This window comes from Anabaena cylindrica UHCC 0172, assembly GCF_034931625.1.
Lineage (GTDB): Bacteria > Cyanobacteriota > Cyanobacteriia > Cyanobacteriales > Nostocaceae > Anabaena > Anabaena cylindrica_A.
In genome coordinates, this window is record NZ_JAYGGY010000007.1 from 66386 (window position 1) to 79587 (window position 13202).

A 13202-nucleotide genomic window follows, 5' to 3' on the forward strand; every position below is an offset into this window, starting at 1 on the left:
CAATGTGATGAAGGAATTTCAATAAATTTATTTATGTTGCCGACGAAGTATGGTTAGGAATAGCAAATGTTGTACCGATTCCTCGCACGAATAAATCCACACAGCCTTCGATATATTGCTGGCGGCTATAACCCCGACTAACAAGGGAAACATGACGACGAATCATTCCCGATAGAAGTACGCCGGTAAATTGATCTACAGCTAGAAGCAAATCCACCTCTGGACGGACACTGCCTTTTTCAATAGAGATTTGCAGATAGGCAATTAGCTTTTCACGAAATGGGAGAAATGATTGCTGAACTACCTCAACAGCTTCTATGGGATGCCTCTGCGCTTCGCCAATAAACATCCGAAATAGGGCTTGATTCTCTTCCAGCATTTGATCGTAAACCTGGGCATAATGCAGCATATCCCTGTAGAGGTCATAACTCCACTCGGCTTGGTCAGCAATATCTGTCCGCAATGCCGTAATGTGTTGAACCACGGCTTTCAAAAGTTGTTCTTTACTTTGAAAATGCCGGAATAAGGTGACTTCACTAACATCTGCAAGATTGGCTATCTCACGGGTGGCCGCGCCAACGTAGCCTTTTTGAGAAAACACTTCAATGGCGGCTTTCAAAAGGCAATTTCGGGTTGCGGCTGTTCCTCGACTTGTTCGACTCATAATTTTAATGTAAGTTAGTGCTTACATATTTACAATAGCAAATTTTTCTGGCTATGTGTAGAAAAAAATTTTTTGTGGTGTCATTAGTGTCAAAGCCTCAAGAATGAAGTCGTCAGAAGTAGGAGACGCAATCATAGAAGCTGTAATAGTATGGAATACAATCCCTAAAATTTATCTTTAGAAATTTCCAAATAAAAAAAACACTATGACACAACAACCTATACAAGTAATTGGCGGTGGACTGGCAGGAACAGAAGCCGCATGGCAAATAGCCCAAGCTGGTATTCCTGTAATTCTGCATGAGATGCGCCCCAAACGCTTCAGCCCTGCTCATCACAGCGAAAATTTAGCAGAATTGGTCTGTAGTAACTCTTTCGGGGCTATGGCAAGCGATCGCGCAGCGGGTCTATTACATGAAGAATTACGCCAACTGGGTTCTATTATTATTTCTAAAGCCGATGAACACGCCGTCCCTGCTGGTGGGGCTTTAGCGGTAGATAGAGGACAATTCGGTGAAGATTTAACCCAAACTTTAGCAAATCATCCTTTAATTGATTTTCGCCGGGGAGAAGTTACCGCCATTCCTGACGGGATTGTGGTTTTAGCCTCTGGTCCTTTAACCAGTCCCGATTTAGCCGCAGATTTACAGCGGTTTACCGGCATGGAATATCTCAACTTTTTTGATGCCGCTAGTCCAATTATTGTTGGCGATTCTATCAATAAAGATATTGCCTTTATGGCTTCCCGTTATGACAAAGGTGAAGCAGCTTATCTTAATTGTCCTATGAATAAAGAGCAGTATTTAAGATTTTGGGAAGAGTTACGTCAAGCTGAACAAACAGAATTAAAAAACTTTGAAAAAGAAACGGCGAAATTTTTTGAAGCTTGTTTACCAATTGAAGAAATGGCACGCAGAGGGGAAGATACCATGCGCTATGGACCCCTCAAACCTGTGGGTTTAACTGATCCTCGGAATGGAGAACGTAACTATGCGGTAATTCAATTGCGACAAGAAGATAAAGCCGGTCAACTTTGGAATATGGTAGGATTTCAAACTAATCTGCGTTGGGGTGAACAAAAACGAGTATTTCAAATGATACCTGGTTTGGAAAAAGCCGAGTTTGTCAGATTAGGAGTTATGCACCGGAATACTTTTTTAAATGCACCACAATTGATGTCTGCAAGTTTGCAATTTAAACAACGTCCAACTTTATTAGCTGCGGGACAATTAATAGGTACAGAAGGTTATACTGCTGCATCCGCTGGTGGTTGGTTAGCAGGAACAAATGCAGCGCGGTTAGCTGTTGGTAAAGAACCGCTAATTTTGCCCGTGACAACAATGATGGGCGCTTTGTTTGAGTTCATCAGATCCGCTGCACCAAAGCATTTTCAACCAATGGCTCCTAATTTTGGCATTGTCCCAGATTTAGGTGTGAGAATCAAGAGTAAACCCGAAAAATATGGACGTTACCGCGATCGCTCTTTGGCAGATTTGGCAAGTTGGAAAACGGAAAATTTAGCAGTTTAAATGTAAGAATTCAGGAGTCAGGAGTCAGGAGTTCAGAATACTTATGAAATCAGGACTAGAGAGAAATGGGATTTTATCAAAATCATCACATCTTACTCGAAAAGCTTTTATTCTCCTGACTCGGAATATTTTCCATCTTGAATACTAACAGTTTAAGTTGACGGAGATAAAGATTTTTAATTACGAATGATTTTAACCTTTCTCTCTCAATGTTACTAAACCATGTATACCTAATGAAGTAATTAAACCTCCTAATAATCCCCAAGTACCATCTGCAAAAACATTAATTCGATGGGCTAAAGCTCGGTGATAAGCATGATCTAACTTTCTTTGATTAGCATTTTCTGCCTCTGCCAATTGTGTCACATAGGTTTCAGCTTTGATTAATGCGGTATAATCTGTACCAAAATAATACAGTGATATTGCCAATACTAGAAACCCCGGTAAAACTAAAGTCAGTAATAAAATTCCTTGTCGTGTCTTCATAGATAATCCAAGTTCACCAAATCAAAGTGACTTTTCTTCCCCCTGCCCTCAGATGGGTGTTAAATTTTGCCAGGTTTTGGGCATAATACTGTTAGTGCTTGCACCTTTTGGCTAAATATAATGGCATGAACACAGCATTTTTGCAAAAAATCAGATTTGGATGGTGGTTGCTGACATTGTGCTGCATTTTGTGCTGTGTTTTAGTATTTCTACCAGTATATGCGACATCTTCACCTGCAATTGATAACCTGAAACAACAAAAGCAGCAAATTAATCAGGAACGTGAGAATGTAGTTAAGGAGAGCGATCGCTTAACTAATGTCCAGAATGCAGCCGAACAACACCTAAATGGGTTAAATCAAAATCTGCAAACTACTAATAGCTATATTCAAGAGAGCGAAGCCAGATTAAAATCAGCAAATGAACGTCTCCAGCAGTTAGAAGCTGATTTACTGACAGCAGAAAGTACTTATGAAGAACGAAAGGTAGCCACAGTAGCGCGATTGCGATATCTTCAGCGTTCTCCCGCTTCTCAAGGATTAGCTGTTTTACTACAAAGTGAAAATATCAGTGATTTTATTAGTCGTCGTTACCAGTTAAAGTTGGTTTATCGAGCAGACCAGCGAATTTTGGCTAAACTCGCAGCAGAAGCCAAGTTATTAATTGACCAAAGAACAGAAGTAGAAGGCCAAAAAAACCAGATTGCTTTGATTAGAGAGCAATTATTCGCACAAAAAGCTGATTATCAAACTCAGGCACAATCACAAACTGAATTAATTCAACGCCTAAATAGCGATCGCTTGGCCTTGGCCGCAGCGCAAAATCAGCTAGAACAAGATTCCCGAAATTTGACAGTTTTAATTCAACAAAAGATCGCTGAACAAATAGCCAGAGAAGCACAAGCAAAAGCCAATAGTAAAATTTGGATTCGTGGTACAGGTATCTTTGCATTTCCTAGTGATGCACCAACCAGCAGTCCCTTTGGTTGGAGAATGCACCCAGTTCTTGGTTATCGACGCTTTCATGCAGGTTTAGATTTTGCTGCTGGTTATGGTAGCACCATTAGAGCCGCAGATTCAGGAACAGTAATTTTTGCAGGTTGGTATGGTGGATATGGCAAAGCTGTGATTATAGATCACGGTAAAGGTATCACCACACTTTATGGACATAGCAGCGAATTATATGTGACAGAAGGGCAATCTGTGCAACAAGGACAAGCGATCGCTGCTGTCGGTTCCACAGGTTTATCGACAGGCCCCCATCTACATTTTGAAGTTCGCCGCAATGGTTCACCCGTTGACCCAGCAAATTACTTGTAATTCAAAAAATGTGTTATACTAAAATTTGTATGAGGGCGCGTGGCTCAGTGGATAGAGCAACAGGTTCCGGTCCTGTGGGTCGGGGGTTCAAATCCCTCCGCGCTCGTTTTCTTTGATGAGATATCAACAAAATTTAAATAGGCATAATCCAGAATTCCCATACTGCTTACCTGTCGGGAACTTCTCCCATAGATAGATCCGCGACTTACAAAGATATTAAAACCCAAAAAGTTTTAAGGTTTCAATTTCAGGGTTTTCAACCAACCTTGATTTATAAGGGAAACATATTGAAAACATAAAGTTTTAGTAATATTAAATACAAAAGCGCCTGAGTATTCAATAATTAAGAAAGAGTTAAGGCTTTAAACCGACTGCACTGGGTGGAATCACTAGTATGAAAAATAAATTGGCTTCTCAGCAAGAGGTGTATCAAGGCAACCTGCTCAGTTACATCACCGATCGCATTTCTCAATCTCTAGAGTTGCCAGAAATATTAGCCACCACAGCAGCGGAAATTCGCACATTTCTCAAGGTAGACCGTGTAAAAATCTATCAATTTCATGAAGATGGCAGTGGTGAGGTAGTTGCCGAATCAATTGAGAGCAAACGCTTACCTTCATTACTAGGATTGCACTTTCCAGCCAGCGACATTCCACCGCAATCACGGGAACTCTTCATCACAGCCCGGCAAAGAATCATTGTAGACGTGAGTTCTCAGCGCAAAACCCTCAGCCGCATCAAATCTTTCGGGGTTCTTAACAATCAAAATCAAGAAGATATTCGCTACAAATCTGTAGATCCATGTCATCTGCAATATCTAAAAACAATGGGTGTAGCCGCTTCCCTGGCCGTACCGATTTTATACCAAAATGAATTATGGGGGTTGATGGTTGCACACCACACTCAACCTAGACCCTTTACAGAACAAGAATTACAGATAGTACAACTCCTAGTAGACCAATTGTTGATTGCGATCGCTCAAACAAACCTATTTACCCAAGCGCAACAGCAAGCACAGCATGAAGCCTCCATTAATCACATTAAAGACTGGCTTGGTACTGCCGTAGTTCCAGAAGAGGTGCGGCAGAAAGTTCTCGAACACATAGTCACCACACTAGGCGCAACCAGTGGGAGACTCTACATCACAGCTGATATGGCTGAACGCCCTGCTCAGATATATACCTGCGGTGAACAACCAAATCAAAACTTCATTGAAGAAAGCAAGGTGTGGCAGAAACTAATGGGATGGCAAGGTGTGCTGGCAGTCAGCCCCCGTCAGTTCTCAGAAGTGATGAAAACCTGGGAAAAAACAGAATTTTCAGTCAATCAACCAGGTGCTGTTTATTCCTATACCATTGCCGACTTTTACCAAGATGCCCGCCTGAAACCGCTAGTTGCTGCCTTTGAAGCCACCTCAATTAGATCAGTACTGATCATTCCCTTGCAATATCAACAGCAATATTTAGGTTGCTTAACGCTTTTCCGTCCAGAAATGGAAACAGAAACCTTGTGGGCAGGACGCTGGGATCAGGACAAACGCAATTTACGCCCCCGTGAATCTTTTGCAGCTTGGAAAGAAATCAAAACCGGACAGGCAAAGCCCTGGACTCAGAACGAAATCAAGCTAGTGCAATCCTTTGGAATGCATTTGTATATCGCTATCATGCAGCAGCGAGTCGAGAATTTACTGCGCCATCACACTTCTTGCGATTTACTCACCAAGTTGCCCAATCGTTTGTTATTTGATGAACTCCTGGCTTTGGCATTGGTGAACATTCACCAACGGGGAGAAATGTTGGCAGTTATGTTTCTAGACCTGGATCGATTCAAACGGATTAATGATAGCTTGGGTCATGCTGTAGGCGATCGCTTATTACAAATTGTCGCAGAACGGCTAAAGGGCTGTCTGAAAGAAGGAGACACCGTAGCGCGTTGGGGAGATGACGAATTTACCCTCCTCCTCACTCACATCAATTGTGCAAACGATGCCACCCAAATTGCTGAGAAGATTCTCGAAGTTATCGCTAAACCTATTCAAGTAGACCAACAAGAACTGCATATCACTGCAAGTATTGGTATTGCCCTCGCTCCCTACGATGGTGAAGAGGCAGAAACCCTACTAAAACACGCAGATTCTACCCTGAACCGCGCCAAGCAACAAGGCAAAAATAATTACTTGTTGTATACAGCAACCATGAATGCCACTTCCTTTGAAAAATTGATCTTAGGAAATAACCTCTACAAAGCTTTAGGTAGACAAGAATTATTACTGCACTACCAGCCCCAAATAGACCTCAAAACCGGGCAAGTTAAAGGCATGGAGGCATTACTGCGCTGGCATCATCCAGATATGGGGCTAATTTCACCTGCCCAATTTATTCCTCTAGCAGAAGAAACAGGATTAATCTGCGAAATTGGTGAGTGGGTATTACGCACTGCTTGTTTCCAAAATCGCATTTGGCAGTTAGCCGGATTACCGCCGTTGCGAATTGCAGTTAATCTTTCTGCTCGTCAATTCCAGCAACCTAACTTGGTGCAAATCATTACCGAGATTTTACAGGAAACCCAGCTAGATCCTGAATATTTAGAATTAGAAATTACCGAAAGTCTGCTGATGCAAGATGTAGATTTTACCGTTTCTGCCTTGCGGGAACTCCAGGCTTTAGGGATTCACATTTCTATGGATGATTTCGGTACTGGTTATTCTTCTTTAAGTTTGCTGATGTATTTCCCACTAACTAGTTTAAAAATAGATCAATCATTCATTCGCAACTTAACTAAAAATTCCAGCAATGCGGCAATTATCACATCTGTGATTTCTCTGGGACATGGACTCAATTTAACCTTAGTAGCTGAGGGTGTAGAAACTTTAGAAGAATTAGAATTTCTCAGATTAGCTAATTGTGATACTGTCCAAGGCTATTTTTTAAGTAAACCCTTGAGTGGGAAAGCTGCTACCAAATTCCTGCTAGAAAAATTACCCCAAGCAGACTCACAGCATATTCTTCAGTCTAGTATTGAATCTACTCAAATTAGCCCCTTCCCGGCCAGGGAACCGCAGCGATTAGCCGCACTGAAGAAATATCAAATTATTGATACGCCTCCCGATGAAGCCTTTGATGATCTCACCCGTTTAGCGGCGCGGTTATGTCAAACACCCATTGCCTTTATCAGCTTGATAGATGAAGAGCGACAATGGTTTAAGTCTAAGCTGGGGTTAAGCATTACCGAAACTCCTAGAGTGATCGCTTTCTGCTCCCATACTATCTGCCAAAATGATTTATTAATCGTCCCAGATACATTAGCTGATAGTCGGTTTGCCACTAATCCCCTAGTAACATCTCATCCGAAATTGCGGTTTTATGCTGGCGCTCCCCTGGTGACAAATGAGGGTTTTGCATTAGGAACTATCTGCGTTGCCGATTATGTACCCAGAGAATTAAGTCCAGAACAACTAGAAACATTAAAAATTCTCGCAGGTCAGGTATTAACTAAACTAGAGTTACGCCGTAACCAGATATCGCAACGACTTTTAAAAAAGAAACTGCACCGCGCTAATGCCTTGGAAGGGTTACAACAACAACTAGAAAAAACCATCACAGCCTATCAAGACACAGAAAAATTATTAGTTGAACAAGTCAACTTGGCTCAGTTGGCATCTCATATTGCTAGTCTTCTTTCTCAGCAGGAACCGTTACCTATGCTGCTGCAAAAATGTACAGAAGCCCTGGTTAAACATCTAGATATTGCCTTCGTTGGCATCTGGACACTCAATCAAACTAGCGAAAACATGGATTTACAAGCGAGTGAGCCTTGCACTCTGCCCTCCTTAGACATCGCTATCAGCACATTTAAAGTTGATTGGATTACTGAAAATTGTCAGCCATTCCAGACGAATACAGTCAGGAAAGAACTTGATTTAAGTGATCAAGAATGGGCAAAGCAAGAAAAAATACAGGCTTTTGCTGGCTACCCATTGGTAATAGAACATTCGGTAGTCGGAGTGATGACGCTATTTACCCGTCAACCGCTAACTCAAGGTACTTTGACTCAATTAGCCGTTATTGCTGAAGATATTGCCCGTTGTGTAGAACACAAACAAACAGAAGATTTACTGCGGTTGCAAAATCAACGGGAAAAATTGGTGGCGACTATCACTCAACGTATCTTGCAATCCTTGGATCTTGACGAAATCATGGATACCACGGTGAAGGAAGTACGAGAATTTCTGCAAACAGACAGAGTGATTGTTTATCGCTTTAAGTCAAATTGGTCTGGTGTAGTCGCAATGGAATCCGTCGGTAATGGCTTTAATCCCATTTTCAAAACAGTGATTGAGGAACCATGTTTTAAAGATATCTATGTTCCTCAATATCTAGATGGAAGAGTGCGGGCTATTGAGGATATCTATACTGCGGGGATTAGTCAGTGCCACTTGGATTTACTTGCTGAACACCAAGTCCGAGCTAATTTAGTAGTACCGATTCTTCAAGGACAAAAATTGTGGGGTTTGCTGATTGCCCATCAATGTAGTGGCCCGCGCCATTGGCGACAATTGGAAATTAGTCTGTTGAGTCAATTAGCAACTCAAGTAGCGATCGCTATTAAACAATCTGAATTATATCAACAAGTACAACTTCAAGCCACGGTAGACGGCCTAACCCAAATTTCTAACCGTCGTCGATTTGATGAATACTGGTCTCAAATGTGGGAACAGATGAATCAAGATCAAGCACCTTTGTCAATTATTTTGTGCGATATCGACTTTTTCAAGCTTTACAATGATACCTATGGCCATCCCGCTGGGGATGATTGTTTGCGCCAAGTAGCTGCTGCTATCAAAAAAGCCGGAAATCGCCCAGATGATTTAGTCGCTCGTTATGGCGGTGAAGAATTTGTAATTGTGCTACCAAACACCTCTACACAAGGGGCTGTGCAAGTAGCAGAACGCATTCGTGCCGAAGTGAAAGCCTTAAAAATTACTCACAAAAATTCTGCTGTCAGCGATTACATCACTCTCAGCATGGGCGTTGCCAGTATCATTCCTGATCAGATATCTTCCCCTGCGGCTCTAATTGCAGAGGCAGATCAGGCACTTTATCAAGCTAAAATGGAAGGACGCGATCGCTTACGAACCAGTATTCGTAAATAGGGTTTGCGGAAAAAGTCTTTTAGTTAGGGCTAGGAATCAGGAGTCAAATATCTTTAATTGCTGTTTTAACTCTACCGGCAGATTTTTTGCTATTTCTAAACCTTCCGCATTTTTCCAATTTGTTTTTTCATCCCAGCGAATATCACCTAATAAGCCATTACTCAACTTAGTACCACTCAAATTAGCATCTTCCAAGATAGCACCGCTGAGATTAGCACCACTCAAATCTGCAAGGCTTAAATCTGCGTAATTAAGGTCAGCACCACTCAAGTCTGCACCAGTTAAATTAGCACGGATAAAGTTTGCTTCATTCAAATTTGCATGAATAAATAATGCCTCGCTGAAATTAGCACTAATCATGTACGCACCACTACAGTTAGTCCGGCTGAAATTAGCACAGTTGAGGTTAGCACGGCTGAGGTCTGCATGAGAGAGATTAGCACCACTAAAGTCTACCTCAGAAAGGTCAGCACCCCGCAAATTAGCACCACTCAGAAATGACCCAACTATTTGATTAAAATTTTCTCCTGACAAGCAATGACTATAGTTAATAATCTCTAGTAATTGGGTAGTGTCAAAATCATTCTGCGGTTGACCAGATGGATAAAAAATAATGTCTTCCTTCAGTACATCATGCTCTTGAGCATAGCGGTGCAACTCCAACAAAAAAATCATCAGATTCAAACCAGTATAGACATCAACCTGATTTTGGTTTAAGTGATGAATTCCATACCTTTGTAATTGTTGCAGCTTGATTTGAGGTAAATTATTTTCTGAATCATTGATGAATTGCTTTTGACACCAGTTATTATAAAAATTCTCTAAACGCTTAAACAGCATCACCCAATCAAAATTGGGAACTTCTATCAGCAATTGCCCCAAAAATTCAATAATTTCACTTGTGATTTTACCAAAACCTAGCAAATCATAAATTTGCCAATTCATCTCGGTTTCACTAACAACCGTTTCTTGAGTATCTTCTATTTTCTGTGTCCAAGCTATCAGCATCTCTTTGAAATGTTCCGCAAACAGAAAATCTCTAAAACTTCTATGAAAAAATTCAAATCGACCTTCATCTGAAAAAACACCACAAGCAATTAAACTTGTTTTCAGGAATTGGTCATCCTGTTGGGCAATTATATCTTGAGTTTTTTGATCCTCTTGTAAATAGGTTTCTAACATTAACATTGAGGTAGAATTACCTCCTGACTGCACAACACAATTTGCCACTGCTGTGAAAATAGCTTTAAAATTTATTACTTTTTGCAAATTTAAATCATCGTCATGTAAATATTGAGTAATAAACCAATTAATAGCTTCATTATAAATAAAAGCCTTAGCTGTTTTTTGTTTTGCTCGCTCTAATTTATTAACAGTTAACTGACCATCTCTATACATTGCTGCTAATAAATGCAGTAAAAACGGTTCATGGGCTAATATTTGTAATGAAGATGGGAGTTTTTTTGGTTGTAAAAATTTCTGAAAATCTGTATCTTTACCTTGATTTACTGGCAATGCTGCCCATTTTTGTAGCCATTTCTCTTGTAGGGTTTCATTCAGAGCAATTATTTCTACCTGCTCTAAATTTTCAGGTAGCTTAGAAATAGCTTGTAAAGCATTTTTATGACTAGTGATTAACACCCGATGACCCATTAAAGCATTATTTTTACATTTCTGCTGAAATGCGCCAAGTTGTTGTATGAATTGTGATAAATTTATTTGACTGATTATATCAGAATTTAACTCATCTAAGCCATCTAGAATAAAGAAAAAGCGATGATTATTATTGTTTAACCAATCATCAGCTTGACTAAAATTAAATGGCAAGGCTAACTTCAAAGTATCCTCTAATTGTATAGAAATAAAATTAAGATTTTTTAAATCAATAACGATGGGTGTCCAAAGAGGATGAAGATGTGTTTTTACCCAATTAGCAAATATTCTAGAAAATATACTTTTACCTCTGCCTGTTTCACCTTTAATTAATATTAATTGTGTTGCTTTATTGGGATTGAGAAGCATTCCCTTAGTCCATGTTTCTAAATCCAAAGGATCAGAATTTGCATTTCCAGATTTAGCCTGGAGAGGAATATAAATATCTTTAAATGAGTAACTTTCTTGAAAAACTGTTTCTAAAGCTGGGGAGGCAATATACTTTTCTAAGTATTCATCAATACTGTGAATATTTGTTTGTGCTTGCTGCCAATATATCAAATCTATAGGAATTACATTTTCAATTACATCACCTAAATTAATCCAAGCTTGAATCATGTAACGCTGAGTATTAGCAGCAATTCTTTTTGTCAAAAGATTAGCTAAATATTTGGTAACATCTGGAGATATTAATCGTGCTAATAATATTTGATTGAATGCTGTTGCTAATTGGGATTCATGAAAACAGGAAATTGTATCTGTAGCAGTTTGAGAATCTAATTCAATATGATTAATATTTTGGAGTTTTTTGCTAACTTCTTCCAGATTATCAGTATTAGTATCCCAAGTTATCGCGGGATATAAAGATAAAATTTCTTTGGTACTTTCTAAATAAGCTACTTGACTGATTATAGATACACAGTCTTCTAACGTCAGATTTACTGAAGATATCTCACTGTAAAACTTCAGTAAAGCAACACCCAAAGATAGGAAAGAAAATTCCGAATCTATTATTTGTGCTAAAGGTAAATAAAGCACATCTAATAATGAAGATGAATTTTGTAGTACAGATTTTAAAGTTTCTATACTAGCATCTTGATTTTGAATGGTTTGTGTTGCTTCTATAACTGTTTTACCAGTTTCTATTGTCGTATTTAAATTTTCTTCTACCGAAAAAGATTGCTGAAACTGTTGCCAAATTTGTGATAAGTTCTTTTTCATAAAAATTCCAGAATTTAAGGTTGTTCTATTTCCTTACTGGCGGTTAATCCAAATACCTCTCATACCAGCACTTCTAGCACCATGATAGTCATCTATTATACTATCACCAATGTGCCATGCTTCCTCTGGTGAACAGTTATGGTTTTGCAAGGCGATGTCAAAAATTTGCGGATCTGGTTTAGCTGTACGGACTTGGGTTGAAATGGTAATAGATTGGAAATAGTCTTTGAGTCCCAAATTTTCTAGGACTGAGTACAAACGGGAATCGAAATTAGACAATACACCCAATTCAACTCCCAATCGTCGCCAATTTACCAAAGCTAAAGGTACATCTGGATAGACAAACCAAGGTTCAGCAGTACCAAAGTAAATATAAAGTTCGCTGAAAAAAGCTGAAAAGTCGTTAAATTCCTGGAGAACACCTGCACCTTCAAAGGTATTCAGGGCGATCGTCCGCCACCAATCAAACTCTCTTTGGGGAATATCTTTAATATCTGCATCCAGAAATATCGGTGGTGGTGCTGCTTTAAAGCTTTTAAAAAATTGTTTATTCAAGGTTTCGTGGGGAACCACAACGCCAAAGTCTTGGGCTATTTGACTATAAATTATGCCTACACTGCCTTTGACACCAAAGAGTGTACCTACAGCATCTAAAAAAATAACTTTCGGTTTTTTCATAATTCAAGAATGCCATTTACCCCTAAACCAGTGTCATACAGGAATTTTAACCTGGGTAGTGTTACTGTTGAAAACAGATTTATGATTATTTAGGGTTTGCTGATAGCGCGGCGTAACCCATAAAAGTTATTTGTAAGGGCTAGGAGTAGGAGTCAGGAGTCAGGAGTCAGGAGTCAGAAGGTATGAATAGTCTCGAATCTGGGAAAGTGATCGGTTTTTGATGGTTTTCAAACTTATTCTCTGCACATTTTTCATCTTCTATCTCCCTAAATCTCTTAATTTATAGACGTTTCAGCTTTATATGCCTAACGGCACGCTCCGCGAACAGCAAGCCTTATTTAGTTTCCTCTCTCAGATATACTGCAAACGGGTCAAACTTGGACTTATGTCATACTGACCGTAACGTAGTGCAGGGAAGTATCTCGGAGATTCTTCACTTCGTACCCTGCGGGAAGCAAGCTACAGAATGACACTTTTAACCCGTTTTTAGTATAATTTAAT

At 39.7% G+C, this 13202-nt stretch carries 7 protein-coding genes and 1 tRNA gene; 4 read left to right on the plus strand and 4 right to left on the minus strand.

Annotation, left to right across the window (positions count from 1 at the left end; translation table 11 throughout):
* Nucleotides 1-31: 31 nt before the first annotated feature.
* Entirely contained in the window at nt 32-664 is a 633-nt protein-coding gene (locus VB713_RS03640) for a TetR/AcrR family transcriptional regulator (RefSeq protein ID WP_323310223.1), read from the minus strand.
* Nucleotides 665-869: 205 nt separating this feature from the next.
* Here VB713_RS03640 and trmFO point away from each other — a divergent pair, with 205 nt between their 5' ends.
* Nucleotides 870-2192 carry an FADH(2)-oxidizing methylenetetrahydrofolate--tRNA-(uracil(54)-C(5))-methyltransferase TrmFO gene (gene trmFO / locus VB713_RS03645; RefSeq protein ID WP_323310224.1) on the plus strand — a complete coding sequence of 441 codons (1323 nt, stop codon included), beginning with the start codon at nt 870-872 and terminating at the stop codon, nt 2190-2192.
* Between the two features lie 192 nt (nt 2193-2384).
* On the opposite strand, the gene VB713_RS03650 is transcribed toward trmFO, so the two are convergent.
* Nucleotides 2385-2678: a hypothetical protein gene (locus VB713_RS03650; RefSeq protein WP_323310225.1), complete on the minus strand. Its 294-nt coding sequence runs from the start codon at nt 2676-2678 to the stop codon at nt 2385-2387.
* A 125-nt stretch (nt 2679-2803) separates the two neighbouring features.
* On the opposite strand from VB713_RS03650, the gene VB713_RS03655 reads away from it, so the two are divergent.
* The 3 genes from VB713_RS03655 (at nt 2804) to VB713_RS03665 (ending at nt 9149) form a co-directional block, all read left to right on the plus strand.
* Nucleotides 2804-3997, plus strand: a complete 1194-nt coding sequence (locus VB713_RS03655) for a murein hydrolase activator EnvC family protein (protein ID WP_323310226.1) — start codon at nt 2804-2806, stop codon at nt 3995-3997.
* A 33-nt stretch (nt 3998-4030) separates the two neighbouring features.
* Nucleotides 4031-4103, plus strand: a tRNA-Arg gene (locus VB713_RS03660).
* Nucleotides 4104-4391: 288 nt separating this feature from the next.
* On the plus strand, nt 4392-9149 hold the full coding sequence (locus VB713_RS03665) for a diguanylate cyclase domain-containing protein (protein WP_323310227.1): 4758 nt from the start codon (nt 4392-4394) through the stop codon (nt 9147-9149).
* Between the two features lie 36 nt (nt 9150-9185).
* Here the strand turns inward: VB713_RS03665 and VB713_RS03670 are convergent, their stop codons facing one another.
* Nucleotides 9186-12023 (minus strand): NACHT domain-containing protein, encoded by a 2838-nt coding sequence (locus VB713_RS03670; protein WP_323310228.1) that lies wholly within the window; start codon nt 12021-12023, stop codon nt 9186-9188.
* Between the two features lie 33 nt (nt 12024-12056).
* Entirely contained in the window at nt 12057-12701 is a 645-nt protein-coding gene (locus VB713_RS03675) for an HAD family hydrolase (protein WP_323310229.1), read from the minus strand.
* Nucleotides 12702-13202 lie beyond the last annotated feature (501 nt).